The 26,389-nt window shown below is 71.8% G+C and carries 27 protein-coding genes; 19 read left to right on the top strand and 8 right to left on the bottom strand.

What is annotated here, in order from left to right; all coding sequences use genetic code 11:
* Positions 1-975: 975 nt before the first annotated feature.
* Positions 976-2,124: an NDMA-dependent alcohol dehydrogenase gene (locus tag ACGWYJ_RS01935; RefSeq protein WP_395103728.1), complete on the top strand. Its 1,149-nt coding sequence runs from the start codon at positions 976-978 to the stop codon at positions 2,122-2,124.
* A gap of 17 nt (positions 2,125-2,141) precedes the next feature.
* On the opposite strand, the gene ACGWYJ_RS01940 is transcribed toward ACGWYJ_RS01935, so the two are convergent.
* Positions 2,142-2,798, bottom strand: coding sequence for a protein-L-isoaspartate(D-aspartate) O-methyltransferase (locus ACGWYJ_RS01940; protein ID WP_395103729.1), 657 nt, complete (start codon positions 2,796-2,798; stop codon positions 2,142-2,144).
* A 148-nt stretch (positions 2,799-2,946) separates the two neighbouring features.
* Here ACGWYJ_RS01940 and ACGWYJ_RS01945 point away from each other — a divergent pair, with 148 nt between their 5' ends.
* The 8 genes from ACGWYJ_RS01945 to ACGWYJ_RS01980 are packed head-to-tail and all read left to right on the top strand — an operon-like array spanning position 2,947 to position 10,918.
* The gene (locus ACGWYJ_RS01945) at positions 2,947-3,294 is read left to right on the top strand and encodes an NADH-quinone oxidoreductase subunit A (RefSeq protein WP_395103730.1); all 348 of its coding nucleotides are present in this window, start codon (positions 2,947-2,949) and stop codon (positions 3,292-3,294) included.
* Positions 3,285-4,502, top strand: a complete 1,218-nt coding sequence (locus ACGWYJ_RS01950) for a hypothetical protein (protein ID WP_395103731.1) — start codon at positions 3,285-3,287, stop codon at positions 4,500-4,502. Before ACGWYJ_RS01945 ends, ACGWYJ_RS01950 begins: the two co-directional genes overlap by 10 nt.
* Positions 4,495-5,418: a complex I subunit 1 family protein gene (locus tag ACGWYJ_RS01955; RefSeq protein WP_395103732.1), complete on the top strand. Its 924-nt coding sequence runs from the start codon at positions 4,495-4,497 to the stop codon at positions 5,416-5,418. The genes ACGWYJ_RS01950 and ACGWYJ_RS01955 overlap by 8 nt, the downstream gene beginning before the upstream one ends.
* Positions 5,419-5,420: 2 nt before the next feature.
* On the top strand, positions 5,421-5,951 hold the full coding sequence (locus tag ACGWYJ_RS01960) for an NADH-quinone oxidoreductase subunit J (protein ID WP_395103733.1): 531 nt from the start codon (positions 5,421-5,423) through the stop codon (positions 5,949-5,951).
* Positions 5,948-6,253 carry an NADH-quinone oxidoreductase subunit NuoK gene (gene nuoK / locus ACGWYJ_RS01965; RefSeq protein ID WP_395103734.1) on the top strand — a complete coding sequence of 102 codons (306 nt, stop codon included), beginning with the start codon at positions 5,948-5,950 and terminating at the stop codon, positions 6,251-6,253. Before ACGWYJ_RS01960 ends, nuoK begins: the two co-directional genes overlap by 4 nt.
* Positions 6,250-8,049 (top strand): NADH-quinone oxidoreductase subunit L, encoded by a 1,800-nt coding sequence (locus ACGWYJ_RS01970; protein WP_395103735.1) that lies wholly within the window; start codon positions 6,250-6,252, stop codon positions 8,047-8,049. The genes nuoK and ACGWYJ_RS01970 overlap by 4 nt, the downstream gene beginning before the upstream one ends.
* Positions 8,046-9,542, top strand: a complete 1,497-nt coding sequence (locus ACGWYJ_RS01975; RefSeq protein ID WP_395103736.1) for a NuoM family protein — start codon at positions 8,046-8,048, stop codon at positions 9,540-9,542. Before ACGWYJ_RS01970 ends, ACGWYJ_RS01975 begins: the two co-directional genes overlap by 4 nt.
* Entirely contained in the window at positions 9,539-10,918 is a 1,380-nt protein-coding gene (locus tag ACGWYJ_RS01980; protein WP_395103737.1) for an NADH-quinone oxidoreductase subunit N, read from the top strand. Before ACGWYJ_RS01975 ends, ACGWYJ_RS01980 begins: the two co-directional genes overlap by 4 nt.
* A 16-nt stretch (positions 10,919-10,934) precedes the next feature.
* On the opposite strand, the gene ACGWYJ_RS01985 is transcribed toward ACGWYJ_RS01980, so the two are convergent.
* Both ACGWYJ_RS01985 and ACGWYJ_RS01990 read right to left on the bottom strand, forming a co-directional pair.
* A complete protein-coding gene (locus ACGWYJ_RS01985; RefSeq protein WP_395103738.1) occupies positions 10,935-12,140 on the bottom strand; it encodes a CaiB/BaiF CoA transferase family protein in 1,206 nt (401 codons plus the stop codon).
* Positions 12,137-12,823 (bottom strand): GntR family transcriptional regulator, encoded by a 687-nt coding sequence (locus ACGWYJ_RS01990; RefSeq protein ID WP_395103739.1) that lies wholly within the window; start codon positions 12,821-12,823, stop codon positions 12,137-12,139. The genes ACGWYJ_RS01985 and ACGWYJ_RS01990 overlap by 4 nt, the downstream gene beginning before the upstream one ends.
* A 55-nt stretch (positions 12,824-12,878) precedes the next feature.
* On the opposite strand from ACGWYJ_RS01990, the gene ACGWYJ_RS01995 reads away from it, so the two are divergent.
* Positions 12,879-13,799, top strand: a complete 921-nt coding sequence (locus ACGWYJ_RS01995) for a hydroxymethylglutaryl-CoA lyase (protein WP_395103740.1) — start codon at positions 12,879-12,881, stop codon at positions 13,797-13,799.
* Here ACGWYJ_RS01995 and ACGWYJ_RS02000 read toward each other — a convergent pair.
* The gene (locus tag ACGWYJ_RS02000) at positions 13,791-14,183 is read right to left on the bottom strand and encodes a DUF2255 family protein (RefSeq protein WP_395103741.1); all 393 of its coding nucleotides are present in this window, start codon (positions 14,181-14,183) and stop codon (positions 13,791-13,793) included. The two genes, ACGWYJ_RS01995 and ACGWYJ_RS02000, sit on opposite strands and share 9 nt — an antisense overlap.
* Positions 14,184-14,418: 235 nt before the next feature.
* Here ACGWYJ_RS02000 and ACGWYJ_RS02005 point away from each other — a divergent pair, with 235 nt between their 5' ends.
* Positions 14,419-15,609: an MFS transporter gene (locus ACGWYJ_RS02005; RefSeq protein ID WP_395103742.1), complete on the top strand. Its 1,191-nt coding sequence runs from the start codon at positions 14,419-14,421 to the stop codon at positions 15,607-15,609.
* Here ACGWYJ_RS02005 and ACGWYJ_RS02010 read toward each other — a convergent pair.
* On the bottom strand, positions 15,496-16,344 hold the full coding sequence (locus ACGWYJ_RS02010) for a helix-turn-helix domain-containing protein (RefSeq protein WP_395103743.1): 849 nt from the start codon (positions 16,342-16,344) through the stop codon (positions 15,496-15,498). The genes ACGWYJ_RS02005 and ACGWYJ_RS02010 overlap by 114 nt on opposite strands.
* 336 nt (positions 16,345-16,680) lie before the next feature.
* Between ACGWYJ_RS02010 and ACGWYJ_RS02015 the strand changes: the two genes are divergently transcribed.
* Positions 16,681-17,517, top strand: a complete 837-nt coding sequence (locus ACGWYJ_RS02015; protein ID WP_395103744.1) for a geranyl diphosphate 2-C-methyltransferase — start codon at positions 16,681-16,683, stop codon at positions 17,515-17,517.
* A gap of 15 nt (positions 17,518-17,532) precedes the next feature.
* Positions 17,533-18,666 (top strand): family 2 encapsulin nanocompartment cargo protein terpene cyclase, encoded by a 1,134-nt coding sequence (locus ACGWYJ_RS02020; RefSeq protein WP_395103745.1) that lies wholly within the window; start codon positions 17,533-17,535, stop codon positions 18,664-18,666.
* On the opposite strand, the gene ACGWYJ_RS02025 is transcribed toward ACGWYJ_RS02020, so the two are convergent.
* Positions 18,663-19,211 (bottom strand): YciI family protein, encoded by a 549-nt coding sequence (locus tag ACGWYJ_RS02025; RefSeq protein ID WP_395103747.1) that lies wholly within the window; start codon positions 19,209-19,211, stop codon positions 18,663-18,665. The two genes, ACGWYJ_RS02020 and ACGWYJ_RS02025, sit on opposite strands and share 4 nt — an antisense overlap.
* 238 nt (positions 19,212-19,449) lie before the next feature.
* Positions 19,450-21,084 (bottom strand): serine/threonine-protein kinase, encoded by a 1,635-nt coding sequence (locus ACGWYJ_RS02030; RefSeq protein ID WP_395103748.1) that lies wholly within the window; start codon positions 21,082-21,084, stop codon positions 19,450-19,452.
* Between the two features lie 210 nt (positions 21,085-21,294).
* Between ACGWYJ_RS02030 and ACGWYJ_RS02035 the strand changes: the two genes are divergently transcribed.
* The 3 genes from ACGWYJ_RS02035 to ACGWYJ_RS02045 all read left to right on the top strand — a co-directional run bounded on the left by ACGWYJ_RS02035 (position 21,295) and on the right by ACGWYJ_RS02045 (position 22,739).
* Positions 21,295-21,909, top strand: a complete 615-nt coding sequence (locus ACGWYJ_RS02035; protein WP_395103749.1) for a Dps family protein — start codon at positions 21,295-21,297, stop codon at positions 21,907-21,909.
* Positions 21,910-22,041: 132 nt separating this feature from the next.
* Positions 22,042-22,590 carry a PadR family transcriptional regulator gene (locus ACGWYJ_RS02040; protein WP_395103750.1) on the top strand — a complete coding sequence of 183 codons (549 nt, stop codon included), beginning with the start codon at positions 22,042-22,044 and terminating at the stop codon, positions 22,588-22,590.
* A gap of 5 nt (positions 22,591-22,595) precedes the next feature.
* Positions 22,596-22,739, top strand: a complete 144-nt coding sequence (locus ACGWYJ_RS02045) for a hypothetical protein (protein WP_395103752.1) — start codon at positions 22,596-22,598, stop codon at positions 22,737-22,739.
* Positions 22,740-23,156: 417 nt separating this feature from the next.
* Here ACGWYJ_RS02045 and ACGWYJ_RS02050 read toward each other — a convergent pair whose 3' ends face one another.
* On the bottom strand, positions 23,157-24,470 hold the full coding sequence (locus ACGWYJ_RS02050; protein ID WP_395103753.1) for an XRE family transcriptional regulator: 1,314 nt from the start codon (positions 24,468-24,470) through the stop codon (positions 23,157-23,159).
* Positions 24,471-24,696: 226 nt separating this feature from the next.
* Here ACGWYJ_RS02050 and ACGWYJ_RS02055 point away from each other — a divergent pair, with 226 nt between their 5' ends.
* The 3 genes from ACGWYJ_RS02055 to ACGWYJ_RS02065 all read left to right on the top strand — a co-directional run bounded on the left by ACGWYJ_RS02055 (position 24,697) and on the right by ACGWYJ_RS02065 (position 26,281).
* The gene (locus ACGWYJ_RS02055; RefSeq protein WP_395103754.1) at positions 24,697-25,029 is read left to right on the top strand and encodes a hypothetical protein; all 333 of its coding nucleotides are present in this window, start codon (positions 24,697-24,699) and stop codon (positions 25,027-25,029) included.
* A 231-nt stretch (positions 25,030-25,260) separates the two neighbouring features.
* On the top strand, positions 25,261-25,557 hold the full coding sequence (locus tag ACGWYJ_RS02060) for a helix-turn-helix domain-containing protein (protein ID WP_395103755.1): 297 nt from the start codon (positions 25,261-25,263) through the stop codon (positions 25,555-25,557).
* A 445-nt stretch (positions 25,558-26,002) separates the two neighbouring features.
* Positions 26,003-26,281, top strand: coding sequence for a hypothetical protein (locus tag ACGWYJ_RS02065; protein ID WP_395103756.1), 279 nt, complete (start codon positions 26,003-26,005; stop codon positions 26,279-26,281).
* Positions 26,282-26,389: the final 108 nt, after the last annotated feature.

Here is a 26,389-nt window from a genome sequence, read left to right on the forward strand (position 1 = left end):
CTGGTTCCGCGGGGCGAGGTGGAGATCGCCCCGGTGCCGCCGGCCTGGAAGGCGGGCGCGGTGTGGTCACCCTAGAACAGGAGACCCCCCCGATATCCCGGGCCGAGGCGTCGGCCGCGCCGGTGTGTCGCGGGACCGGGCGCGCCCTCGGAGGTGATCGGCGGCATCCGGCACGCCGGGTGTGGCATTCCGCGGTCCGATTGGACAACCGGCGGCCGATGGTGTTACATGGGCTATGCACAACCCCGGGGGAACGGACCGCGTCGGGGGGTCGCGGCCACCAGCTGGGTTGTGCGTCAGGGGTCGCCTCCGAGCGACCCCGAACGAGGGCCCGTCTCGCGCATGTGGGGGTGCGGGGCGAGGCGGGCCCTCCCGTTCCCCCTTCTCCGGTCCAGGCCGGAGAGGGTCAGCCCCGTGTGTGTCACGCAGTCATGCCACAGAGCGTGCTCGTCGGTCCGCCTTCCGACTCGTCGCCCGACGTGCACGAGTGAGGGGAAAGGGTTCCTCCGATGCCCTCACGAGGACGCCTCCGGCGCTCGCGGCCGGGGGCGTCCTCCTTTCTGTGACACGGATTCCGTCGTGCCGCCACACCCCTGCACGTAACATGGGCTATGATGGACACCGAACCCGGAGGGGCTGCCGCCGAGCGGAGAGCGCTACCCGTCCCTGGGAGCGAAGTGGCAGGAGCCTCGCCCCTCCGGGTTCCTCCCCGCCGGTCGCAACGGGGGCCCGGCGGGGCTTCACATCATCACATCACCACCACACGACGAGGGCGCGTTCCCGGCACGGGACGCGCCCTCCGTCATCCCTCGGGCGCCGTCCGACCCGAGCGTGCGTCCGGTAGCGGCCGGGCACCGTCCCCGAGGGTATGGATTGCCGAATGAAGTTCTAGTAAGAAAGGGGCACTGGACCGTGTCCGTTGTGCGGCGTCCGAAGCGCGACCGAAACGACGGCTGATGCCCGAGGGGGCGCCAAATGGAGACCCGAGCGGCGATCCTGTGGGAACCGCGCACCGACTGGAGCGTCGAGGACATCGAGCTCGACGATCCCAAGGCAGGAGAGGTCAAGGTCAAGTTCGCGGCCTCCGGACTGTGCCACTCCGATGAGCACATGGTCACCGGGGACATGGTCCTCGATCCGGAGATGGCCGCGCTGCTTCAGCTCGAACAGTTCCCGATCATCGGCGGGCACGAGGGCGCGGGGGAGGTCGTGCAGGTCGGCCCCGGCGTCACCACGCTGCAGGAGGGCGACCACGTCGTCCTGTCGTTCATCCCGTCCTGCGGCCGCTGCCCGTCCTGCGCGAGGGGCCGCCAGCACATCTGCGACCTGGGCGCCGTGCTGCTGGCCGGACGCCAGATCGGCGACATGACCGCGCGCCACCACTCCAAGAGCGGCAAGGACCTCGGGATCATGTGCTGTACGGGCACCTTCGCGCCGTACACCGTGGTCAACGAGGCCACCTGCGTGAAGATCGACAACTCGATCCCGCTCGACAAGGCCGCCCTGGTCGGCTGCGGTGTCACCACCGGGTGGGGAGCGGCCGTCAACGCCGCCGACGTCCAGCCCGGCGAGACCGTCGTGGTGATCGGGATCGGCGGCATCGGCATGAACGCCGTGCAGGGCGCCGCCATGGCCGGTGCCCGCCATGTCATCGCGGTCGACCCGGTCGAGTGGAAGCGCAAGGAGGCGGAGACCACCTTCGGCGCCACCCACAGCGCGGCGTCCATCGAGGAGGCGGCGGCCCTGGTCGGCGAGCTCACCTGGGGCGCCAACGCCGACAAGGCCATCCTGACCACCGGCGTCGCCACCGGCGACCTGATCGGCCCGATGATGGGCATGGTCGCCAAGGGCGGCCGGGGCGTCGTCACCGCGGTCGCGCCGATGATGCAGGAGGACGTCAAGCTCAACCTGTTCGACCTGGCGATGCAGCGCAAGGAACTGGTCGGCTGCATCTTCGGCAACGCCAACCCGCGCCGCGACATCCCGCGCCTGCTCCAGATGTACGGCGAGGGCAGGCTCAAGCTGGACGAGCTGGTCACCACCACCTACACCCTCGACGAAGTGAACAAGGGCTACCAGGACATGCGGGACGGCAAGAACATCCGCGGCATGATCCTGTACTGAGTCACTCGCGTACCGACTCACTCGCGAGGAAAGCCGTACCGGCCGACCAGGCGGACGAAGGACGCGGGCGTGAGGACCCGCAGCGGCGTCAGCCCGTCGGGGTCGCGCCGGTAACACACCACGTCCTCGCCGCCGCCGGTCCCGATGGGCTGGACGAGCCTGCCGCCGGTCCGGAGCTGCTCGACCAGCGGCGGCGGGACCTCGGTGAACGCGGCCGAGACCACGATGGCGTCGAACGGCGCGTGGCCGGGCGCGCCCTCGGTCCCGTCGCCGGCGAGCACCGTGACGTTGCCGATGCCGTCCGCCTCCAGGCGGCGGCGGGTCTCGTCGGCGAGGTCGGGCCAGATCTCGACGCTCACGACCCGGGCGGCGAGCCGCGCGATCAGGGCCGCCTGGTAGCCGTACCCCGAGCCCACTTCGAGGACGCTCTCCTCGCCGGTCGGCTCCAGCGCCTCGATCATGCGCGCCGACAGCGACGGCTGGGTGGTGACCTGGCCGTGCGGGATCGGGAGCGGCTCGTCCACGTACGCCCGGAAGGCGTGTTCGGCGGGCACGTAGCGGGCGCGCGGTGTGGCGCGGACGGCCGCGAGCACGCGCTCGTCGGTCACGCCCGCCGCCCGCGCCGCCAGGACGAGGTCCTCGGGGCCGCCTCTTTCCGTGTCTGAGCGCCTCATCGTCTCCCTGTCATCTCAGGGGCATCCCAGGCCGTCACCTCAGGCCGATATCGCTGCCGTACCCAAATGGCCTGCGTGCGCACGCCAGGCGATCGATACCGGGACGGAAAGGGTAGGGAGATCTCGTCAGGCCGTGGTGGGAGTGGTGATGCAGTCGTATGCGGCGGTGCTCGCTCTGCTCGGGTCGCTGGGCGCGTTCCTTTCGGCCGTGTACGCGGTGGCGCGGCTCGCCGGGGTGGGCGGAACGCTGGGCGGCGGTCCCTTCCTGTCGGGCGGGCGCCCGCTGGAGCACGCCGCGTCCCGGTACCACGTGCGCTGGTACGTGGTGACGATGGTGTTCCTGGCCTTCGACATGGAAATGATCTTCATGTACCCGTGGGCGCTGGTCGTCGCGTCGATCGGGACGAAGGCGGTGGTGGAGATGTTCGCCTTCCTCGGCCTGCTGATGGTCGGCGTGGTGTACGCCTGGCGCGAGGGGGCGTTCCGATGGACCTGAGCGCGCGGCTCGCCCGCTATGCCGCGTCCGCTCCGCGTCCCTTCCTGGTGGACGTGCCGGGCGGGGCGCGGACCAGGATGGTCGTGGACGGCGAGCTGCGGCGGCGGGGCTGGTTCGAGGCGGACGCGCCCACGTCGGCGGACCTGCTGGTCGTGTGCGGTGATCCCGGAACGGACCTGGCGGGGGGCGTCCATACGGCCTGGGAGGACGTTCCCGGACCCCGGGCGCGGGCGTGGCTGCCGTCCGATGCGTCGGTGGCGGCGGTCCGCGGCGCGCTGGATCGCGCGGTGGCCGAGCTCGCCGATATCGGGGCACAGCGCGACCAGGCGATGGCGCGGGCGGCGGCAGGCCCATGGCGGCCCGGGGAGGAACCCGTCCACCACGGCGGGCACGACGAGCACGGCACGCACGGGCATCACATGGAGGGGATGCACGGGCATCACATGATGGGTGCTCCGGGCGGGTTGGCGATGGCGGATCGAGCGCCTGACCGGGACGGCCTGAAGCTGGACGTTCTGCGGGTGCCGCTGGGTCCCGTGCTGAGGGACTGGCCCGCCGGTCTCAAGGTGACGCTCACGCTCCAAGGCGATGTGGTGCAGGCGGCGGAGGTCCATGTCCTCGCCGGAGGGCCGGGATCCGCGGCGGGGTTCTGGGACGAGCCCTGGAGGGCGGCGGCGAGGGGTGAAGCGGTCACGCGGGGGGAGGCCGAGCGGCGGCGGGCGGCCGCTCACCTCGACAGCCTGGCCCGGTTCCTCGGCGTCGCCGGGTGGCGCGACCAGGCCGGCCGGGCACGTGTCCTCCGGGACGCCGTGCTCGCGGGAGGGGACGTGAGCGGCTTCGGCCGCTTCGCTCACCGCACCGCCCGTTCCCGTCCGCTGCGCTGGATGACCCGGAAGGTCGGTGAGATCGATCCGGCGACGGTGACGCGCTACGGCCTCACCGGGCCGGTGGCGCGCCGTCCCGGAGACGTGGCGGCCCGGGTGACCGGCTGGCTCACCGAGATCCGCGAGGCGCTGGCCGCGATGGACGATCCCACGCCGCTGGACGACGACGAGGGGCCGCGCGGGCCGGTGGGGCGGGAGCCGAGCGCGCGGCTGCTCGCCGCGCTCCCCTCTCTGCTGGACGGCGCGGAACTCGCTGCGGCACGGCTGATCGTGGCAAGCCTCGACCCGGACATCACCCAGGTCACGGCGATGACCCATGGGTGAGACACCGCTGTGGACCCTGGTGGCGTCGCCGGTGGCGCTGGCGCTGCTCGCGTACGCCGCCGCCGTCCTGGACAGGTCGCTCGGCGCGGTCGCGGCCGGGCATCGCGGCGCGCTCCGGGCGTGGGGCGAGCCCGCGCGCGGCGCCGTCCGGCTCCTCGTCCAGCAACGTCGCGCCACGCTCGCGTCCGACCGCCTCCTGGCGCGGATCGGCGTGCTCGCGCTGCCGGTCGCGGCGCTGCTGGCCGCCGTGGTGATCCCGCTGGGGACGGCCGCGGTCGCCGGGATGCGGGTGGGCGTCGTGTGGTTCAACGCGATGGAGGTGGTGGTCTGGGGCGCGGTCTGGCTGACCGGATGGGGAGCGAACTCGGCGTATGCGCTGATCGGCGGGTACCGCTTCCTGGCGCAAGGACTGGCGTACGAACTGCCGCACATGTTCGCGCTCATCACGGCGGCGCTGGGCGCGGGCTCGCTGGACTTGGCGGAGGTGGCGGCGGCCCAGCACGATCTGTGGTTCGCGGTGTGGATGCCGGTCGCGTTCGCCGTCTACCTGATCTCGGCGGCGGCGATGGTGTTCTGGGGGCCGCTGGACCATCCGGTGGGCGCGGATCTGGGGGGCGGGGCGGCGGTGGAGCTGTCGGGCCCCGACCGTCTGGTGTTCATGGCGGGACGGTACGCGCTGCTCGTGGTCGTCGCGGCGGCCGCCGTCCCGTTGTTCCTGGGCGGCGGCGAGGGGCCGCTGCTGCCCGCGCCCGCCTGGTCGCTGGTCAAGACATCGGCCGTGCTGGCGTTGCTGGTGTGGACGGCGCACCGGCTGCCCGTGCTGCGCATGGACCGGTTCGTGGAGGCGGCCTGGACGGTGCTGATCCCGGCGGCGCTGCTCCAGGCGCTGGTCGTCGCGATCGTGGTCGTGGGGTAGCCGTGCGGGACGTCGCGTTCTGGATCCTGGCCGTCGCCGCGGTGGCGAGCGGCGTCGCGGTGTTCGTGGTCGACTCGATGGCGCGCGCCACGTTCGCGCTGCTGGCCTCGTTCCTGTGCGTGGGCGTGGAACTGCTCCTGATCGACCTGCACTACCTCGGCGTACTGGTGGTGCTGATGATGATCATGGAGCTGCTGGTGATGGCGGTGTTCATGATCATGTACATGATGAACCCGGCGGGGCTGATGCCGATGACCATGGTCCACAACCATCGCGGTGCGCTGACCGTCGCGGGCGCGGTCTTCGCCGCGCTGGCCGCCGGGATCCTCCTGGCCGACTGGCCGGAGCGGGCGGGCGCGCCGCCGCGCGACCCGGCCGTCGCGCTCGGCGAGTCCCTCATGGGCCCGGCGATGCTCGTCATGATCGTCATCGGGGTGGCGATCCTGGCCACGATGATCGCCTCGGTGGTGCTGGCCACCCACCGGGGCCGGTACGGCGACCAGGACGGCACTCGGGACGGTGACGTCCCATGACGTTGCAGGCGTTCCTGCTGCTCGGCGCGGCGCTGTTCGCGGTCGGGCTGTACGGGGCGCTGTCCCAGCAGTCGATCGTGATGCTGATGATGGGTCTGGAGCTCATGATCAACGGGCTGGTGGTGGCGGGCGCCGCGTTCTGGTTCTTCGTGGCGCCGTCCACCGCCGACGGCCAGGTGCTCGTGCTGGTCGCGATCACCGTGATGGCGCTGGAGATGGCGATGGGCTTCGCCGTCGTCACCGCGCTGTTCCGCGCCCGCGACGCCGACCTCACCGACCAGGCCAGGGATCTCAAGGGATGACGGCGCTCGGCTGGGCCCTGCCCGCGCTGCCCCTGGTGGCCGGGGCGCTGCTGCTGGCCTCGGCGCCGATCTTCGGACGACGTGCGGACCGGATCGCGCCGGTCGTCTCCGTGCTCGCCGCCCTCGGCATGACGGCGTCGGCGATCACCGCCGCGGCCGTCCGTCCCGCCGTCCGGGTCCCGCTGTTCGGCGGGTTCGAGGCGGGCATGGCGGTGGACGGGCTGTCGGCCGTGCTGGTCGTGATGGTGACCGCCGTGACGTCGGCCGTCCTGGTGTTCGCCGCCGGAGACCTGCCCGGCGCGGAGGCTCGGGCGCGCTTCCACGGCCTGATGCTGCTGTTCGCCGGGTCGATGCTGGTCACCGTCACCGCCACCGACCTGGCGCTGCTGCTCATGGCCTGGGAGGTCATGGGCGCCATGTCGTACGCCCTGATCGGATTCCGGTGGCGGGACCAGGGCCGGGTCGCCTCGGCGGGCGTCGCGTTCCTCACCACCCGGGCCGGTGACCTGGGGCTCTATCTCGCCGCCGGATGCGCCGTCGCGGGGACGCGGGCGCTCTCCCTCGACACGCTGCCGGACGCGGCGGCGCCCTGGCGCGACCTGGTCGCGGCGGGGATCGTCATCGCGGCACTGGGGAAGTCGGCGCAACTGCCGTTCTCCTTCTGGCTGTCGAGGGCGATGGCGGGCCCGACGCCGGTCTCGGCGCTGCTGCATTCGGCGACCATGGTGGCCGCGGGCGCGTACCTGCTGCTGCGCGTCCGGCCGCTGCTGGACGCCACCGGGTGGGCGGCGACGCTGGTGGCGTGGGCCGGGGCGCTCACCGCGCTGCTGCTCGGCGCGGTCGCGCTCGCGCAGCGCGACCTGAAGCAGGTGCTCGCCGCCTCGACCTGCGCGCAGATCGGGTTCATGGTGCTGGCCGCCGGTGCCGCGTCCACCGAGGCGGGAACCGATCAGATGGTCGCGCACGCCGCCGTCAAGAGCCTGCTGTTCCTGGGCGCGGGAGCCTGGTCGGCGGCACTCGGGACCATGGACTTGGGTGAGTTGCGCGGCGCGGCCCGTCGCCATCGCGTCGTCGGCGCGACGTTCGCCGTGGGGGCGCTCGCCCTGGCCGGGCTGCCTCCCCTGTCCCTCTGGGTCACGAAGGACGCCATCCTGTCCGCGGTCGCCGAGCGCTCGGCTCCGCTGTACGTGGTCGGCCTCGCCGCCGGGGTGCTGTCGGCCGCTTACGCGGGACGGATGCTCCTCGCGGTCTGGCGGCGACCCGCCGACGCCGGGCGGCTTGAGCGCGTCGGCCTTCTCAGGCAGGCGCCCCTGCCCGTGCTCGCCATCGCCGCCGCGTCGCTCGGGGTCGTGGCGCTCCCCGGCCGGGACCTGTCGCCCGATCTGGCGCTCTCCGGTGCGCTCGCGGTGGCGGTCCTGGCCCTCGTCTGGCGTCGGCCGTTTCGCTCCCGCCGGTGGCGGCCCGCTCCGGCGGCGCACTGGCTGTACCTGGAACGGATCGCTCACCAGGGCGTCGTCCGGCCCGTCCGCGCGCTGGCCGAGGCCCTGGCCCGGTTCGACGACCGTGTGATCGACGGGGCGGTGCGGGCGGTGGCGGCGGGGGGACGCCGCGCCGCCGCCCTCACCGACCGCCGCGCCGAGCTCACGGTGGACGGCCTGGTCAACGCGATCGGACGGGCCGCCAGGACGCTCGGCGCGCTCGCCCGCCGCCCGCAGACCGGCCTCGTCCACACCTACTACGCGCAGGCCGCGGTGCTGCTCACCGTGCTGGCCGTCGTCGCGGTCCTGGCGGTGTGACCGTGCTGTCCCTGACCATCTTCCTGCCGCTGGCGGCGGGGCTCGCGCTGGCCGCGACGCCCCGCCTCACCGGCCGGACGGCGGTCCGGGCCTGGATCGCCGTGGCGGCACTCGACCTCGCCCTGGTCATCGCGATGTGGATCGGCCACGACGGCGGTGGCCTCGGCTACGAGACGCGGCTGCGCTGGATCCCCTCGGTACGGGCGGGCTACCACGTCGGCGTGGACGGGCTCTCGCTGCCCCTGATGGCGATGACCTCGGTGCTCTTCCTCTGCTGCGCCGTGTACTCGCTGCGCCTCACCCACCGGGTGCGGGCGTTCGCCGCGCTGTTCCTCTTCCTCCAGACGGTCTGCCTCGGGCTGTTCGCGGCGCTGGACCTGCTGCTGTTCTTCGTCTTCTTCGACCTGTCGATCGTCGGGATGTACTTCGTCATCGCCGGCTGGGGGCACGGCGACAACGCCCGTTCCGCGCTGAAGTTCTTCCTCTACACCTTCTTCGGCTCGCTGGTGCTGCTGCTCGGGTTCATCGGCCTCTACCTGGGCTCCGATCCCCCGACCTTCGACATGGTCGAGCTGACCCGAGCGCCCCCGCTGGACGGGTCGCCGGGGCTCGCGGCGCTCGTCCTGCTCGCGATCGGCATCGGGCTGGCGGTGAAGACGCCGGCCGTCCCGTTCCACACCTGGCTGCCTCCGGCGCACACGGACGCGCCCGCGGCGGGCTCGGCGATCCTCGCGGGCGTCCTGCTGAAGATGGGCACCTACGGCCTCGTCCGGATCGCGATGCCGATGCTGCCCGAGGCGTGGCGCCGGTACGCGGGGGTCTTCATCGTGATCGGCGTCGTCAGTGTCCTGTACGGGGCGCTGGTCGCGCTCGCGCAACGGAACCTCAAACGGCTGATCGCCTACACCTCCGTCAACCACATGGGCTATATCGTCCTGGCGGTGGGCGCCGCAGGTCTCGCGCGGGACGCCGCGGCCGGGCGGCTCGCCGTGACCGGGGCGGTGACGCAGATGGTCAGCCACGGGCTGATCACCGGGGCGCTGTTCCTGCTGTCCGGCGTCCTGTACGACCGTGCCCGCACCTATGACATGGACCGTTTCGGCGGTATCGCCGCCCGCGCGCCGCTCTACGCGGGACTGGTGGCGGTGGCGGCGTTCGCGTCCCTTGGCCTGCCGGGGCTGTCCGGCTTCATCGCCGAGTTCCAGATCTTCGCCGGGACGATCGGCACCGGCACCGCGACGGCCGCGGTCGCCGGGGCGCTCGCCGTGCCGGGCATCCTCATCACCGCGGCGCTGTTCCTGCGCGTCCTGCACCGCGCGTTCCTCGGGCCGCCGGGCGAGCTGACCGGCGGCGTGGGCGACGTCCACCCCGCCGAGCTGTGGGCAATCGTGCCGCTGCTGGCGCTGTCGCTGGTCATCGGGGTCGTCCCGCGTTTCCTCCTGGACGTCATCGAGCCCGCCTCGGCCGCCGTGCTGTCCCTGGTGTCGCGATGATGCGCGAGAACCCCGCCGACCTGGCACCGGAGCTGTGCGTGCTGGCCGGTGCCGTGCTGGGACTGCTGACCGGCATCTTCCTGCCGCGCGCCCGCCAGTGGATCGCCGCGGTCATCTGCGCGGCCGCCCTCGTCGCCGGGCTGGCCTTCACGGTGATCGCGTCACGGCGTCCCGACCTGATGGCGTTCGGCGCCTTCGCGGTCGACCCGCTGACCCATCTCACGCGCGGCGTGGTGCTGGGCGCGACGGTGCTGGTGCTGGGGCTGGCGGCCGGCCCGCTGCGCGGGCACGCGCGCGAGACCGAGTTCTCCGTGCTCATCCTGCTCGCCGCCCTCGGGACGGTCACGCTGGGCGCGTCCTCCGACCTGCTCGTGCTGGTGGCGGCGTACCTGCTGGCGAGCATTCCCGGGTACGCGCTGGCGGGCTTCGGCAAGGACGCGCCGGGCACCGAGGCAGCGCTGAAGTACTACCTCATGGGCGCGTTCATGGGCATCTTCATGCTCGCGGGGGTGACGCTGCTGTACGGGCTGGGCCGCGCCACCTCCTACGAACCCCTGCGGCAAGGGCTCGCCGCCGCACCCGGTGCCGCCGTCACGGTCGGCACCGTCGCGCTGCTCGCCGGGCTGCTGTTCAAGGCCGGTGCGGTGCCGGCGCACTACTGGATCCCGGACGTCACCGAGGGCGCCCCGCCCGTCGTGGCGGCCTTCGTGACCACCGTCCCCAAGATCGGCGCGTTCACCGCCCTGTTCCGGCTGGCCGCCGAGGCCCTGCCCTCCACCGTGGACCGGCCGTCGCTGATCGCGACGATCGCCACGGTCACGATGACGCTCGGCAACCTCGCCGCCTTCGGCCAGGACAACGTGCGGCGCCTGCTCGCCTACTCGACGATCAGCCAGGCCGGCTACCTGCTCGTCCCGGTCGCCATGGCCGGGCGCGCCGCCCTGGCCGAGCCCGCGCTGCTCTTCTACCTGGCCGCGTACGCCGTCACCAACCTGGGCGCCTTCGCCATCGTCGTGGCGGCGGGCCGGGACACCATCGCCGCGTACACCGGCCTGGCCAGGCGCTCACCGGCACTGGCCCTCGCCCTGGCCGTCTGCCTGCTCGGACTGGTCGGCACCCCGCCCACCGCCGTCTTCGTCGGCAAGCTTTTGATGTTCGGCTCCGCGCTGCAAGGCGGCTACGCCTGGCTCGCCGTCGTGGCCGCGCTCAACTCCGTGGCCAGCGTCTTCTACTACCTCCGCTGGATCGTCCCGGCCTTCGGTGGTCCGTCCGGACCGCCCGTCACCCTCCACCGTGGCGCCCAGGCCGTCGCCTACACCGCCGCCACGGCCTCGCTCGCCCTCGGCGTCGCCGGCGGGATCGCCCTCACCGTCTGACGTTCGGAGAACCCGGTCAGATGGTGCCGGCGGCGGTGAGGTCGGACAGTTCCTTGGTGCTCAGGTTGAGGAGACCGCCGTAGATCTCGGAGTTGTGCTGGCCCAGGGACGGCCCCAGGGTGCGGACCTCGCCGGGGGTGTCGGACAGCTTCGGGAAGACGTTGTGCATCGGGAAGTCGCCGAACTCGGGGTGGGCGAGGCGGATGATGGCCTCGCGTGCGCGGAAGTGCGGGTCGGAGAGCATGTCCTTGGCGCGGTAGGTGAGCCCGGCCGGGACGCCGTTGTCGTGCAGGAGCTCCAGCAATTGAGCGGATTCCTGGCCGGCGGTCCATTCGGCGATGAGGCCGTCGAGTTCCTCGGCGTTGGCGCCGCGCGCGCCGTGGGTGGCGAAGCGCTCGTCGTCGGCCAGCTCGGGACGTCCCATGAGCGTGGCCAGCCGCCGCCAGATGGTGTCGCGGTTCGCGGCGATGAGGACGGGGCCGTCCTTGGTCGGGTACACGTTGCTGGGCGCGACGTTGGGCAGCACGGAGCCGGTGCGCTCGCGCTGGTAACCGGCGATCTCCCATTCGGGGATGAGCGACTCCATCATCGCCAGGACCGCCTCGTACAGCGCCGAGTCCACGATCTGCCCGCGCCCGGTGCGCCGCCGCGCGTGCAGGGCGACCAGCGTGCCGAGCGCGGCGAACGTGCCGGCCAGCTCGTCCCCGAGGGAGATGCCCGCGCGGGACGGGGGCCGGTCGGGGTCGCCGGTGACGTAGCGGATGCCGCCCATGGCCTCGCCGATGGAGCCGAACCCGGCGCGCGGCGCGTACGGGCCGTCCTGCCCGTACCCGGTGACCCGGGTGATGATCAGGCCCGGGTTCTCGGCGTGCAGCGCGTCCGGCCCCAGCCCCCAGCGTTCGAGGGTGCCGGGACGGAAGTTCTCCACCAGCACGTCGGCGTGCGCGAGGAGGCGGCGCGCCAGCGCCTGCCCCTCGGAGCCGCGCAGGTCGAGGGTGACCGACTTCTTGTTGCGGGCGAGGATCGGCCACCACAGCGACTTGCCGTGCGGCTTCTCCCGGCCCCACTCGCGCATCGGGTCGCCGGTGCCGGGCGGCTCGACCTTGATGACCTCGGCGCCGAAGTCGCCGAGGAGCTGGCCGCAGAAAGGTCCGGCGAGTAGCTGGCCCATCTCGACGACCCGCAGGTCGCCGAGGGGACGGGAGAAGGTGTCGTCGCTCATCGTTGCCCGTCGCTCGGGACGTCCGTGGAGACGTCGCTGGTCAGGTCACCATGAAGGTCTGCGTGGAGGTGGGCCGCGGCGGCGCGCACGTGGGAGCGCATCACCGACTCCGCCCATTCGGGGTCGCCGGCGGCGAGCGCCGAGACGACCTCGCGATGGTGGTGCATGCTGCGCTCCATGGCCTCGGCGTCGTACCGGCGGAAGGTGCCGAGGATCAGGGGGGCGTGCATGACCGAGGTCAGGATCGTGGGGAGGCGCCGGTTCCCGGACGCGTCGATGATGGCGACGTGGAACCGGGAGTTGAGCTCGGCGACCTTCGCGAGGTCGCCGTCGGCCACCGCCCGCTCCATGCCCGCGCACAGCTCGTTCAGCTCGTCCAGCGCCGCCCGATCGGTGCCGAGCCGGGCGGCGCGCGCCGCCGCGTACGGTTCCAGCAGCGCGCGCAGCTCGAAGATCTCGTCGAGGTCGTCCCGCGTCCACCGGACCACCCGGGCGCCGCGGTGCGGCAGCACCTCGACCAGGCCGTCGGCGCCGAGCCGTTGCAGCGCCTCGCGCACGGGGGTGCGGGACAGGCCGAGGGTCTCGGCCAGTTCGGCCTCTCCGAGGCGGGCGCCCGCCGCGGCCTCTCCGGACAGGATCATCTGACGCACCACCTCGTACGCGGTGTCAGTCGCGCGGGCCATCAACACTCCTTGCCATTGCATGCAATATAGTCACAGGGACGGCGAAAAGGCGAGCATGGGGGTCGAATTGCATACAACCGTACTGGAGGTCGGTCCACGGGACGGCCTGCAGAACGAGGAGCGCGCGCTCTCCCCCGAGGACAGGATCGCGTTCATCACCCGTTGCGTGGAAGCCGGGGTACGCCGGATCGAGGCGGTGTCGTTCGTCAACCCGAAGCGGGTGCCGCAGATGGCGGGCGCGGAGGAGGTCATGGCGGGGGTGCCGCGCCGCGACGGCGTCTCCTACAGCGGCCTGGTGCTCAACCGCCGGGGGCTCGACCGCGCCCTGGAGGCAGGGGTGGACGAGGTGAACGTCGTCGTGGTCGCCACCGACACGTTCTGCGTCCGCAACCAGGGCCGCACGACCGCCGAGATGCTGGACGCCTGGGACGAGATCGCCGCCGCCGCGGCCGACGCGGGCGTGCCCGCCGGGATGACGATCGGCGCCTCGTTCGGCTGCCCGTTCGAGGGCGAGACGCCGCCGGAGCGGGTCGCGGAGATCGCGCGGCGCGCGCACGCGGCGGGGGCGTTCGAGATCGCGCTCGCCGACACGATCGGCGTGGGCGTGCCGGCGCAGGTCCGCGACCTGACGCGGCGGGTCCGGGAGGCCGCCCCCGGGACGCCGCTGCGCTTCCATTTCCACAACACGCGCAACACCGGGTACGCCAACGCCCTCGCCGCCGTCGACGAAGGCGTGACCGTCCTGGACGCGAGCACCGGCGGCTTCGGGGGCTGCCCCTTCGCGCCCGCCGCCACCGGCAACATCGCGACCGAGGACCTCCTGTACGCGCTGCACCGCAGCGGCGTCGACACCGGCATCGAGATGGAGGCCGTCGCCGCCACGGGCGCCTGGCTCGGCGACCTGCTCGGGGTACCGGTCCCCGGCCTGCTCGGCCGCGCCGGCCCCTTCGTGCCGCTGGGGGACGGGTCAGGCTGACGAGCGCGGGACGAGCTTCATCGTGCAGGCCCGCGCCTCCGGCGCCACCATGGGATCGACGTACTGGCGCGGGTACTTGCCGTACTTGGAACGGTAGGCGCGGTCGATGCCGTCCAGGAGATCGTCGTCCGACTCCTCGGTGAAGACGACGTCCTTGTCGACGCCGCCCGCGCGGATGTGGCCCCGGCGGGTGGTCTTGGCGGCGCGGTACCAGGCGCCCTCCGGACCCCGGTAGGAGCGGATGTAGAGGTCGTCGCCGTTCCGGACGACCCAGATGGTGGTCGGCTTGCGCGGCCCGCCGTCGCTCATCGGCGCCACCTCCAGCTCGTCCGCGCCGCCGATCTTGTCGAGCTCCTCGCTGGTCCAGGTCGTCGTGGTCGCCATGGAATCCTCCCGATGATCGGCTCTGCCGGTTGTCGTCTCCCTCCCTTGGGTGTGTGCGGAGCCCGGACGGCCAAACGCGGAGAACGCGCCGCTTGGCCAGGGACGGCGGTCCGCTTGGCAGCTTTTTTGCCTGATCCGGACCGGCCCGCGATCCCGCCGCCGGCGGCGGCCGGACGATCAACCGCACACGTCACACGATCAACCGCGCGGGCGTGGGCGCGACGACGCTGGTCACATGCCAACCGCTCGGTCATCACCATCACGTTCAGCTGTTCTCCAGGCCCCGGCGCGCACCGGCAGCCGTACGACCTGGTCTCCGATCGTCGCACTCGCCACGGGGATCGCGGTGCTGGTGTCCAGCGAGTTCCTGCCCGCGAGCGTGCTGCCCGCGATGGCGGCCGACCTCGGGATCAGCGAGGGCAGGGCGGGCCTGGCGGTCGCGGCCACCGCCGCCGCGGGCGCGGTCACCGCGCCCAGCATCGCGGCCCTGCTGCCACGGATGGACCGGCGCACCGTCCTCGTCGGGCTCCTGGTCGCGGCGACGGTCGCGAACCTGGCGGTGTCGGTCGCCCCCGGCTTCGCCGTCCTGCTCCTCGGCCGGCTCGTCCTGGGCGTCGCCATCGCGGGGTACTGGTCGTTCGCGCTCGGCGCCGGCACCCACGCCGTGCCGGGACGGGACAGCGTGATCTCCACGTCCCTCGCCCTCGGCATCACCCTGGCGACCATCGCGGGGGTGCCGCTGGCCTCGCTGCTCGGCGACGCGGTCGGCTGGCGCACCGTGTTCGGCATCGCGGCCGGGCTCGGCGCCGTCGCCGCGATCGGAGTGGCCGCGGCGCTGCCGCCCGTGCCCCCGCACCCGGCCGCCGGGCTCACCATGCTGCGCCAGGCGATCGGCAGCCGGCTCCTGATGACCGGCGTGCTGGGCGTGGTCCTCGTCGCGTTCGGCAACTTCGCCGCCTACCCGTTCATCAGGCTCGCGATCGAGGAGATCGACAGGCGCGCCACGGTGTGGCTGCTGCTCGCCTGGGGCGTCGGCGGCCTGGCCGGCAACCTCGCGGCGGGGCGGTTCGCGGGGCGGTTGCGGGTGGTGGTCTCCGTGGCCCCCGTGCTGCTCGGCACCGGCCTGCTGGTCACCACGACCGCGCCATCGCTTCCTGTACTGGCCGTCGGCGTCGTGCTGTGGGGTGTGGCCTTCAACATGGTCCCGGTCGCCACCCAGCTCTGGGTGACGCGCGTCGAGCCGGAGCGTGCCGAGTCGGCCCTGTCGTTGCAGGTGACCGCGTTCCAGGTGGCGATCACCCTCGGGTCGGCCTCAGGAGGCGCGCTGCTGGACGGCCACGGGCTGAGGACGGCGTTCGTGGTCGGCGCCGCCTTCGCCCTCGCGTCCGGGGCACTCTTCTCCGCCCTCCGCGTCCCGCGCGGATGAGGCGTCACGCCATGCCTGCGGCGGGATGCCGTGGTGGGCCGAGAAGGCCCGGCTGAAGGCGGCGGTGGAGCCGTAGCCGACGGCGGACGCGACGTACTGCACGGGATGCGAGGGGTCGCCGAGCAGGCGGCGCGCCTCCCGCATCCTGGCCTCCCTCAGCATCTCGGCGGGGCCGCGGCCGAGCGCCCGGCGGAACCGCTCACCCAGGGCGGAACGCGACAGATGCACCAGGCGCGCCATCCGCTCCACCGTCCACGGCTCGCCGGGCCGGGCGGTCACCGCCGCGACCACCGCGGCGACGGCCTCGTCCGGGGCGGCGGCGTCGTCACGGTCCTGCCCCTCAAGCCAGGACACGGTCATCGCCGCACCGATCACCGTCCCGTAGCCGGCGGCGAACAGGGACGGGTCGCACATGTGCTCAAGCGGGCAGATGGCGACGAGCGCCACGACACCCTCGTGCCGCGTGGCGAAGCCCCGGACCACCAGCGGGCTCGGCAGCCGATGCACGGGGACGGCCAAGCGGAGGTCCCCGACGACCACGACGGACTCCTCGAACCGTCCCGACGCGGTCACCCGGTGGGCGGTACGGGCGTCGACCAGCGCCGCGTCGCCTTCGCGGAGGAGGTGTGACCCGGACGCGGTCTCAAGTGTGACCTCGCCCGCCGACACCAGCACCCACCGCGGGCCGGGCCGATCGGTGAGCCCGGCGCCGGCCGGCAGCCGGACGCGGCGCATGCTCGACATCTCCCATACCGGTCTCAGCGAGGCGGACGCATCCGCCTGATCGCGCACACTCGCCACGACGTCAGCCACGCGAGATGCAGCACAGAAGAAGCCGCCGCGTATTCCCCGCTGTGCGCACCCCGCTGCGCGGACCCTTTCGGGGACTGTCCGGGACGTGACAGTTCTCTCGATGCGCCGTTCAGCCTTCTGTGGTGAGCGGTCCCCTTCCCGGCCACGGAAGGCGACGGCTAGTGTCCTCTCCGTGACGTTAGGTAGTGATCCAGCGTCCGCCCAGGTGATCCGCGCGTTCAGCGATGCGAAACCCCGGCCTGGAAAGGGGACCCTCCCATGACCATCGCCAGCGACTACCAGAACGACATCGCCGACTACTGGAACGCCGAACGCAATCCCGTCAACCTGCGCCTCGGCCAGGTCTCCGGGCTGTACCACCACCACTACGGCATCGGCGAGGTCGACTGGTCCGTCCTGGAGACCAGCGACGACGCCCGGCGCGAGGAAGCCGTCATCGCCGAGCTGCACCGGCTGGAGAACGCCCAGGCCCGGCTGCTGCTGAGCCATCTCGGCGACATCCGGCCAGAGCACCGGCTGCTGGACGCGGGCTCGGGAAGGGGCGGCACCGGCTTCATGGCCCACGCCGCCTTCGGCTGCCGGGTCGACGGCGTGTCCATCTCCCGGTCCCAGGTGGACTTCGCCAACGACCAGGCGGCCAAGGCCGGCGTGCCGGACCGGGTCCGGTTCCACTTCAGGAACATGCTCGACACCGGCTTCGACAGCGGGGCCTTCCGGGCGATCTGGAACAACGAGTCGACGATGTACGTCGTCCTCGACGACCTCTTCGCCGAGCACTCCCGGCTGCTGGAACGCGGCGGCCGGTACGTCACCATCACCGGCTGTTACAACGACGTGTACGGGCTGCCGTCCCGCGCCGTCTCCACCATCAACGCCCACTACGTCTGCGACATCCATCCGCGCAGCGGCTACTTCCGGGCCATGGCGTCCAACCGGCTCGTGCCCGTCAGCGTCATCGACCTGACCCCCCAGACGATCCCGTACTGGGAGCTGCGCCAGAAATCGTCGGTCGCCACCGGCATCGAGAGCACGTTCCTGGAGGCGTACCGCGACGGCGGCTTCCAGTACCTGCTCATCGCCGCCGACCGGGTCTGAACAGGTGAAACGACCATGCTTGAGCCCTGTAGGAGCCTGCGCCCCCCGCGGATCACGCCCCCCGAGTGGGGCGCCTTGGGAACCACGGCGGCCCGGCTGCCCTCGCTGCTGGCCGCCGCACGCCCCAGCCGCGACTCGCCGATCGGCCTCGGCGTCCCCTCGGCCTACGCCGAGCGGCCATGGGGCGACGGCTCCCACTCGCCGCTCTACTGCCCCGCGCCGGAACGCGTCGACGACACCCTCGCCGGTGAGGTGGAGGCCCGGCTGCTCGCCTGGGCGGACGACCAGGGATTCCGGGAGGACGAACTGGCCGCGCTGGCCGAGGCCGGTTTCGGGCGGCTGGCGACCCTCGCGCATCCCGACACCGACGACCCCGACGCGCTCCTGGTCGCCGCCCAACTGAACGCCGCGTGGTGGGCCGCGGACGACTACTACGCCGACGACACCGCCCTGGGAGCCGTACCCGCGCTGCTCCCGCCGCGTCTGGCGCTGGTGATGGCGGCCATGGACCCCGTCCCGCCCGCCGGTGATCTCACCCCGCCCCTCCAGGCGGCCCTGCGCGACGATCTGGTCCGCCGCATGCTCGGCTCGGCCACGGAGCATCTGAACCGCCACGCCACCCCGGCGCAGGTCCAGCGGGTCTGCTACTCGACCTTCGCGATGTTCGTGAGCTGGACGGCCTACGCCGCCTGGCGGGAGACCGGCGAGCACCCGCCCGCCTGGGAGTATCTGGCCGCCCGCCAGCACGACAGCTTCTACACGTCCATGTCCCTGATCGACGTCGTGGGCGGCTACGAGGTCCCGGCCGCCCTCTTCTACGAGCCGCGCGTCCGCCGCGCCGCGATGCAGGCGGGCACCGCCAGCGTGATCGTCAACGATCTGCATTCGGTGGCCAAGGACGCGGCCGACGAGAAGCCGGTCTGCAACCTGGTCCTCCTGATCGCCGCCGACCGCGGCTGCTCGGTCGACGAGGCGACCGAGCGCGCCGTGGACCTCCACAACGGCCTGGTCCGCGATTTCGAACGCTCCCACCAGGCCCTGACCGTGATCCCGTCCCCCGACCTGCAACGCTTCCTGCGCGGGCTGCGCGCCTGGATGGCCGGGGGCCTCGAATGGCACGCCACCAACAGCCGCTACCGCACCGCCTAGCGGCGCCCGCCGAACGCCCAGTCGTGCACCTCGATGTCCGCGTACCGGCCCTCGGTCAGAACGCCGCGCGCCGCGTCCGGGCCCTCCGCCCGGACGAGCACGGCCGTCCCCAGCCAGGTGTCCCCGTCATCGGACAGCAACGGCCCGTACGCGATCAGCTCGTCCCGGTCGTCCGGCACGGCCAGGTCCACCGGCCGTCCCGCGCCCAGACCGAGCACCAGATACCGGTCGCCCTCGTCCCGGCCACCGGCGAACTCCCACATCGTTCGTCCGAGCAGGTTGCGCCACCGGCGCAGCAGGACGTCCCGGTACACGCCGGCCTGGTAGTTGGGCTCGTCGAACGCGAACGCCCGTGCCGTCGCGGGATCCGGCAGATCGACGATGTGCACGCTTCCGGTCGGCGTGACCCCGTCCTCGGCGAAGGTCGGCCCGCGAGCGATCATCCCCTTCGCGAACCGGTCCATGTAGGACCAATGCCTCTCGGCCAGTTCCTCACGCAACGGTAAGGATCCGGGCCGGTCCTGGTGGTAGACGAAGAATTCCACACCGCCCAGTCTTCACCACACGGAGCGATCTAGAACAGTGCCGCGGCGCGGGTGAGCGCGGCCAAGACGGCGACGACGAGGGCCTGCACGACCACTATGTCGTCGCTGTGCGAGCCGATGCGGGGAGTGAAGCCCCCCTGCCGGCAGATGGCGATCAGCTCCTGCCGGCACGTGCGCAGCCGGCGCCGCCCTCCACCGAACCCGATCCCCGGCCGGTCCCGGGGTCTTCGCGGAGCGGCTACGAATCGGCCGGGTGGCTGCTCACCACCTGGCCCTTCGTGTTCACGGCGAGGTAGCCGCCGCCGTACTCGTCGGTGAAGTAGATCATCATGGTCGGCCTGTTGCCGTTGAAGACCCAGGCGGCCCTCACGAGGATGTACCTGCTGGTCGGCTTGGGGACTCTCAGCGTGCGCTCCGCGCGGCGCATCAGGCTCGGCAGCGCGTCCCAGTCGAAGGTGTTGAGGTCGACCTTCGCGTCCCCCGTCGTGATGGCGATGCTCGGCCGGCTGCGTACCGCCGCGTCCGCTCCCCGCTCGTAGGTGTAGTTGTCGAACGCGGAGCGGCGCCCGGGTACGGGGGCGTCGGCGTTGGCGCGTTGCTCGTAGACCGTGAACTGGGCGAACAGCGTGCTGCCGGAGGCGGCCTCGAACTTCTTGATGACGTCGCGGATCGCCGCCGGTGTCAGCAGGGTCCCGCCCTGCGCGGCGCCGCCGCCACTCTGGTTCCCCCGCGCGGTGCTCTTGGACGCCGTCGGCGCGGTGGCGGTGGGGCCCTCCGTCTCCGTGATCGTCAGGCGGAAGCCTTCCACGACCTTCGGGACGACGATGAAGATCGCTGCGAGAACCGTGGCGATCGTGCCGACGGCCAGCACGCCGAGCACGGCCGGGACCGTGGCGGAACGGCGGCGCCTCACGGGCGGGGGAGCGGTGTGCGGGCCGCTGGGGAAGGGGGCGTTCGGGTTCGTCGTCGGCCCGGGGACGGGTGACGGCTGGGGGCTCTGCGGAGAGGCGGGGGCGGGGCCCGGTAGGGGCTGCGCGCCGCCGGTGCCCGCGGCCTGGGCGAGCATCTGGTCGAGCTGGGCCGTGGTGGGCCGGGCGGCCGGGTCCCGTACCAGTAAGGCTTGCAGGACGGGCGCGAGGGGACCGGCGTTGCGAGGCGGCGGGATCTGGCCCGCCATGACCGCGGCGAGCGTCGCCGCCGTGGTGGGACGGCGCAGCGGGTTATGCCCCTCTACCGCCACGTACAGCAGGACGCCAAGGGACCATAGGTCGGACGCGGGATCGCCTTCCCGGCCGTGCAGGCGTTCGGGGGCGATGTACTCGGGCGACCCGACCAGTCCTCCGGTGGCGGTGACGCGGGACGCGTCCTCCAGGACGGCGATGCCGAAGTCGGTGAGCACCGGTGTCCCGTCCATGCGCAGCAGGACGTTGGCGGGCTTGACGTCGCGGTGGCGGATCCCCGCTTGGTGGGCGGCGGCGAGGGCGGCCAGGATCCCGCGCCCGATGGCCGCCGCCTCGCCGGGCGGGATCCGTCCCGCTGCCAGCCGGTCCTGGAGGGACTGCCCGCGGACGAGCTCCATCACCAGCCACGGGTGCGGCAGCTCGGGCGAATCGACGATGTGGTGGATGGTCACCACGTTCGGATGGTGGAGCCGGGCGAGGGCGCGAGCCTCCCGCATCACGCGTTCGCGCCGCATCCGCGCGATGCTGGAGTTGCGTTCGGCGTCGTCGGTCTCGGTGAGGCGGACTTCCTTCAGGGCGACCTCGCGTTCCAGGGCGAGGTCGAGCGCGCGCCAGACCGTCCCCATCCCGCCGCGGCCGAGCTGCTCCTTCAGCTGGAAGCGGCCGTCGATCACCGTTTGCCCAGGGGTCACAGCGGCCAGCCTAGAACCACATCCTCGGGCGAATCAGGCAAGCCGCGCAAATAAGCCCCGGTCGGGCCTGGTCGTGCGGTGCGTGCGCAGACGCCACGGCGGATCGCCCAAGTTTTTTTGGCGTCCTGATGATCCGGGCCGGGGACGGCATCTGGGGGTTTCCGGGAACGGTAGACCTGTTCGTTCCGTGATCGTGAGGGGAGTTGTCCGTTGGCCGCCCGACGCACCAGCCAGGAGACCGTCAAGACGCGCAGCCAGCCGTGGGTGCACGTCGACGGCAATCAGATCCAGGAATTCGGCACGGTCCGGATGTTCCCGCTCGGGCTCTCGTTCGAGTCCCGGATGTACTCCTGCCAGAGCCTCAACCAGATCCTGTCCGACACCCAGATCCTCTACAGCCTCTACAAGAAGTACCACTGGCTGATGCGCGGCCCGACGTTCTTCCAGCTCCACCTGCTGCTCGACAAGCACGCCGAGGAGCAGCTCAAGCTGGTGGACCTGATGGCCGAGCGGGTCCAGACGCTCGGCGGCGTCGCGGTGGGAGACCCCCGCCATGTCGCGGAGATCACCGTGGTGCCGCGTCCGCCGGACGGGGTGGAGGAGGTCCCCGCGATGCTGTCGCGGCTGATCCAGGTGCACGAGACGATCCTGACCACGTCCCATGAGGTGGCGGCCCGCGCGCAGGAGATGGGCGACGACGGCACCAACGACATCCTGGTCTCCGACGTCATCCGTACCGGCGAGCTTCAGACCTGGTTCCTGATCGAGCACCTGGTCGACACGCCGCTGGTGGAGGCGCCGCACGACGGCCGGCGCAAGGGCTGACCGCGCAGGCCGGCGCCCCGCGGCCAAGCCCTCACCCCATCGGCCGCTCCCCGAACCGATCGGAACACCGGGCGGAAACCGGGCTTCGGCGACTCTACACAACAGGTATACCTGCTGTGTATAGTCCCCCGCATGACTGTGTCGTACGCCATGTTGGGGTTGATCGAGGAGGCCGCTCGCCACGGCTATGACCTGAAACAGTCCTACGACCGCCGGTTCGGCGACGCGAAGCCGATCCGCTTCGGCCAGGTCTACCGGACGCTGGCCCAGCTGGTACGCGATGGCCGTGCCGAGGTCGTAGGGGTGGAACCGGGTGCCGGTCCGGAGCGCAAGCGCTATGCGATCACCCCGGAAGGGGTGGCCGATTTGGACCGTTGGCTGGCCGAGCCGGAGGATCCACAGCCCCAGCTCCAAACCGTGCTCTTCACGAAGGTGGTGCTGGCGCTGGTCTCCGGCCGGTCCGCCGAGCGCTTCCTGGACGCCCAGCGCGCCCGCCACATGGCCGCGATGCGCGCGCTGACCGCGTCGCGGCGCGAGTCCCGCGTGGTACGGGACTCCCTGCTCGCCGACTACCGGCTCTTCCACATCGAGGCCGACCTGCGCTGGATCGACCACGCGGCTGGACGGCTCGCCGACCTGGCCCGCGAGGTGCGGGACCGTCCCGAGGCGGGGCGAGGATGAGCGGCATGGTGGTGCTCGCCGGGCATGACCTCCACAAGAACTTCGGTCTCACGCCCGCGCTGCGCGGCGCCGATGTGTCCCTGCACGACGGCGAGGTGCTCGCGGTCATGGGGCCCAGCGGGTCCGGCAAGACGGATACCGGATTGTGACACTTCTCCGCCGTGCTCAACGGTGGTCTGGGCTAGGGCGGCACGGTGGGCGGACGGATCCGGCCTTGATTGGGGCGGCAGGCTGCTAGCCTCCCGGGGCTCTGGGCTGCCTGTGGGCTGCCCGATATTGGGCCAGGGGCGGCCTGCCGGAGGGGTCCCCGGTCAAGGACGGATCCGGCCGCTTGGCGCTCGCTTGGTTGCGCGGGGGTTTGACGGTGTGACCGGCTCGGTTTGCGCAACGGTGGCCAGCTGTGCGCCTACCGTGGGCCGCCCTGGTGAGCGCCTCTTGGGCGCGGGGTGTACTGCTAGACCGCGGAGCGGGCTTCGGGTGAAGGGCTGGGTGGTGGGGTTGGTTGGGAACCAATGCCTGCACCGTTGCCGCCTGGGTACGGTAGGCGGGGCGGTCTGGTTCTTTCTTCAGTTGTGGGCCGTGATGGCCCGTAGTTCCCGTGCAGCCGAGAGCGCCCGTGCCTGTTCCGGCACAGCATTGAGAATCTTGCCGGTGATCAGACGAGCACCTGCGCTCGTCACTCGCCCTTGGCTGGATCGGAGACTCGTGATCGCGTGTTCTAGACCAGTGTTGATCTCGCCAGAGTTAACAAGCATGGCGGCCTGCATGAGTGACAGGTTGGTGATCGGTGCCGCTGCGCTAGGGGGGTAGAGAGCCAAAGCTTGCGCTACGGTCTCGTCCGCCCGATCGTCGCCGGTGAGAGCCTGCACATACGATTTGGCCCAGAGTAGTTGGGTTGCGCCGTAAGACAAGGGACTGGTCTGGCTGCCTGTGCTATCGGGCAAGCAGTCGAAGGTACGTGTCAGCGCCGCCAGTGAGGCATGGGCTTGGGCGGTGTCCCCCAGCGCGGTAGCGGCGTAGGCGCGTGCGGCATGCGCCCGTGCGAGTCCGGTTGAGGGTACGTCGTCGGCGATGCGCATGGCCTCCTCGGCGAGGCCGACAATGACGCTCGCCGGTCGTCCCGCCATCGCGGCATCTTGTGCGGCGCGTCCGCGTACCCACACCCGTAGGCTTTGGTCGCCAGAGCCGTCGGCGGCGCGACCTGCGGTACTCCAAGCGACGCGGGCGGCACGCTGATTGCCGGTGTCGCCGAGGTCGATCGCCAGGAGTCCAGAGAGTCCGGCGCTGACGCGCAGCAATCCGGCCTGGTCCGACTCGTCACGGTGCCGTTTGAGGAGCTTGCCCACGGCGACGATGTCGGCGGTCAGGTCGGCGACCAGTGCTCCGGCGGGGCGGGTGGCGAGCACCTGGCCGTACTCGTGGACTACGGCTTCCCATCCGTCCAGGTCGAGCGGATTGCCTAGGGCGTCATCGATGCCGGACAGGACGTGTTCGAGGGTGCCAGGTGGGACGGCGGCGCCTGCGGTGATGGCGGTGAGGAGTTGCAGGGCCGCGCGGCGTTTCACTTCGTCGTCCTCTAGATCGGGAGTGGTGCTTGTTTCCACGGTACCCGTGCGGGGGGCCGTCGCCTCATCCGCGCCGAACAACTCTTCGTGTGGGATGTCGAACGCCGTGGCGTACGCCTGGGCCCAGTCGCGGGGGAAGTGTTTGCCCTTTTCCCAGTCCAGGATTTGCCGGGCAAGGTTCTTCACCTTGTCTTGCGTGGGCTTGATGTTCAGGGCGCCGAGCAGGCGGCGGGCCATCTCCCACTTCCCCCACTCGCGCGCCTCACGCTCGGAGTTGATGCGGACTGCCCATGCCGGGGGGCGCTGGTCGGTCATGGCGGAACCCTTCCGCTGTGATCAGGGGGAGACTCTGTGTCTCCGTCCCCTCTCCTGCATTCTCCTCTCCCTTTGCGTCCCGTGAGGTGGATTCACTGTCGATACCGGGGCGGACGCCGAGAGTCGGTAAGGCGAACGGTTCTGCCCCGGTCTCAAGACGAAGGCGGCCCCGGGCGCGGTGATCTCACCACCGGCCGGGGCCTCGGCCGGAACGGAGATCCGACCTATGAACGATGGTAAGACCAGCGGCGACGGGATCGCCGAGTTCTACGGCTGGCAGCGACCCGGACCGCGCGACCTGTACTCGTGGGATGTGCCGGACTTGCATGCGTGCGGCGTGACCGATGACCCGGCGATCGCGGCAGGGCACGTGCAGGAGGTGTTGCAGCGCGCTCAGGTGGGGACGGTCGGCACGGTGCGCCATGTCACGGCTGCGCATGCGGCCAAGCCCTCTTCGTGGCGCGCGCAGCGCACCGAGCGGGGCGTCAGTTGGGTCAGCAAATGGAAGGACGACGTCCCCAACGGTGAGGCGGTCGGCGGCGTGCGGCCGGTGCGCTGACCGGGATCGCGTGCCGCATGGGCGGGCGCGTGCGGGAAGTGGCTGACGTACCGAGAGAAAGCTCCGTAGACCCGCGGCCCGGTAACCGGGACGACAGCCGGGGCGGGTGCCTGGGCTGATGGGGGGCGATCAGGACATGAGGATATGGAAGGACGATGGAGGCGGCAGAGCATGACTGGCCCGGTGTCGAGACGACGGCCACGGGGGCCGCTGCGTCACGAACCTGACGCCGTGAGGTATGCGCGCGAACAGGCAGGGTTGACGCAAGCCAAGCTTGCGGAAGCGTGCGGTGTGGCGTTCAGCCTGATCAGTGAGATCGAACGCGGTACCCGCAATGCCACCCCTGCAATGCTGATCAAGATGGCGGCGGTGTTGAACTGTCCGCGCGTGGTGCTGGAGCGGAAGCGGAACCAGTGTTCGGCCTGCGGTTCCACGGTGATCGAAGGTGAAGAGGCCAGTAAGGCTGGCAGGTCGCCGAGCGTGCCGCCCGTAATCGAGGGAACCCCCGGTGGGCCAGCGGCAGGTTAGAGGGTTGCGGCTTCCCTTGGGAACGGCGCGGGTCGGGGCCGGTCGATGGCCGTAGGCCACCCCGTAGGGGCGACCGTGAGGGAGTCAGCCGGCGCCGTGGGCACCTTCCACCTAAGGGTGTGACCTGCGTAGAAGCCGCGGCCCCGGCGCGGTGCTGAGGGTGCAGGGCTCTGGTGCCTGGTCCCGTGGGCGTCCAGTGTTGCGGGCCGTCCACAGCGTTGCCGGGGGCTGTGGGCGGGCGCCGCGCTGCGAACGGCCGGAGGCCGCATGCGCAAAGCGCGTGCGGTCCGTCCACAGTCCCCCGGCCTGCTGTGGGCGGGCCCGGCCACGCGGTCGGCCCGCGCGTGCGCGGGCCCTTGACCTAGTAGGGAAAAGCCTCACACAGAACACCTACACGCGGGGGCGGAACGTCGCGCAGAAGGCCGGTGGATGGAAGGAGGGAAGGATGGATAGGCCGTTGAGGCAACTCCTGGCCGCGCTGGACGGACTAGGCGTCGATCTGGACGTGTGGGGCGATGAGAACCGGGTGGTCGTCGCCTACCGAGACAGTGAGTTGTGGTGGGTCGAGTGGGGCGACGCAGACGAACGGTTTGACCGCGTTGTGAGTGAACACGGGAAGACCCAACGGAGACCTCTGGGAGGTCTGGGGGAGGTGGCCGGTATCGCGAAGGAGATCGCGCGGAGCCTGGGCGCGATAGGGGATGAAGGCGGGTGTGCCCGGTGAAGAAGCGAGGTGGCGGTCACGGTGCCACGGATTCCCTTGCGCGCTCGCGGGCTGGGCCGGTGGAGTGTCTGAGGCTGGGTCTCCAGGGGCGCGGGCCCCGGCCTCAGC

The organism is Actinomadura sp. SCN-SB, from assembly GCF_043906805.1.
Taxonomy (GTDB): domain Bacteria; phylum Actinomycetota; class Actinomycetes; order Streptosporangiales; family Streptosporangiaceae; genus Spirillospora.

What these genes read in the sequence shown, in the direction of transcription:
- ACGWYJ_RS01935 (WP_395103728.1), top strand. Translation starts at nt 976, where the DNA reads ATGGAGACCCGAGCGGCGATCCTGTGGGAACCGCGCACCGACTGGAGC.
- ACGWYJ_RS01940 (WP_395103729.1), bottom strand. Translation starts at nt 2,798, where the DNA reads ATGAGGCGCTCAGACACGGAAAGAGGCGGCCCCGAGGACCTCGTCCTG.
- ACGWYJ_RS01945 (WP_395103730.1), top strand. Translation starts at nt 2,947, where the DNA reads ATGCAGTCGTATGCGGCGGTGCTCGCTCTGCTCGGGTCGCTGGGCGCG.
- ACGWYJ_RS01950 (WP_395103731.1), top strand. Translation starts at nt 3,285, where the DNA reads ATGGACCTGAGCGCGCGGCTCGCCCGCTATGCCGCGTCCGCTCCGCGT.
- ACGWYJ_RS01955 (WP_395103732.1), top strand. Translation starts at nt 4,495, where the DNA reads ATGGGTGAGACACCGCTGTGGACCCTGGTGGCGTCGCCGGTGGCGCTG.
- nuoK (WP_395103734.1), top strand. Translation starts at nt 5,948, where the DNA reads ATGACGTTGCAGGCGTTCCTGCTGCTCGGCGCGGCGCTGTTCGCGGTC.
- ACGWYJ_RS01970 (WP_395103735.1), top strand. Translation starts at nt 6,250, where the DNA reads ATGACGGCGCTCGGCTGGGCCCTGCCCGCGCTGCCCCTGGTGGCCGGG.
- ACGWYJ_RS01980 (WP_395103737.1), top strand. Translation starts at nt 9,539, where the DNA reads ATGATGCGCGAGAACCCCGCCGACCTGGCACCGGAGCTGTGCGTGCTG.
- ACGWYJ_RS01985 (WP_395103738.1), bottom strand. Translation starts at nt 12,140, where the DNA reads ATGAGCGACGACACCTTCTCCCGTCCCCTCGGCGACCTGCGGGTCGTC.
- ACGWYJ_RS01990 (WP_395103739.1), bottom strand. Translation starts at nt 12,823, where the DNA reads ATGGCCCGCGCGACTGACACCGCGTACGAGGTGGTGCGTCAGATGATC.
- ACGWYJ_RS01995 (WP_395103740.1), top strand. Translation starts at nt 12,879, where the DNA reads ATGGGGGTCGAATTGCATACAACCGTACTGGAGGTCGGTCCACGGGAC.
- ACGWYJ_RS02000 (WP_395103741.1), bottom strand. Translation starts at nt 14,183, where the DNA reads ATGGCGACCACGACGACCTGGACCAGCGAGGAGCTCGACAAGATCGGC.
- ACGWYJ_RS02005 (WP_395103742.1), top strand. Translation starts at nt 14,419, where the DNA reads ATGCCAACCGCTCGGTCATCACCATCACGTTCAGCTGTTCTCCAGGCC.
- ACGWYJ_RS02010 (WP_395103743.1), bottom strand. Translation starts at nt 16,344, where the DNA reads ATGCGCCGCGTCCGGCTGCCGGCCGGCGCCGGGCTCACCGATCGGCCC.
- ACGWYJ_RS02015 (WP_395103744.1), top strand. Translation starts at nt 16,681, where the DNA reads ATGACCATCGCCAGCGACTACCAGAACGACATCGCCGACTACTGGAAC.
- ACGWYJ_RS02020 (WP_395103745.1), top strand. Translation starts at nt 17,533, where the DNA reads ATGCTTGAGCCCTGTAGGAGCCTGCGCCCCCCGCGGATCACGCCCCCC.
- ACGWYJ_RS02040 (WP_395103750.1), top strand. Translation starts at nt 22,042, where the DNA reads ATGACTGTGTCGTACGCCATGTTGGGGTTGATCGAGGAGGCCGCTCGC.
- ACGWYJ_RS02045 (WP_395103752.1), top strand. Translation starts at nt 22,596, where the DNA reads ATGGTGGTGCTCGCCGGGCATGACCTCCACAAGAACTTCGGTCTCACG.
- ACGWYJ_RS02050 (WP_395103753.1), bottom strand. Translation starts at nt 24,470, where the DNA reads ATGACCGACCAGCGCCCCCCGGCATGGGCAGTCCGCATCAACTCCGAG.
- ACGWYJ_RS02055 (WP_395103754.1), top strand. Translation starts at nt 24,697, where the DNA reads ATGAACGATGGTAAGACCAGCGGCGACGGGATCGCCGAGTTCTACGGC.
- ACGWYJ_RS02065 (WP_395103756.1), top strand. Translation starts at nt 26,003, where the DNA reads ATGGATAGGCCGTTGAGGCAACTCCTGGCCGCGCTGGACGGACTAGGC.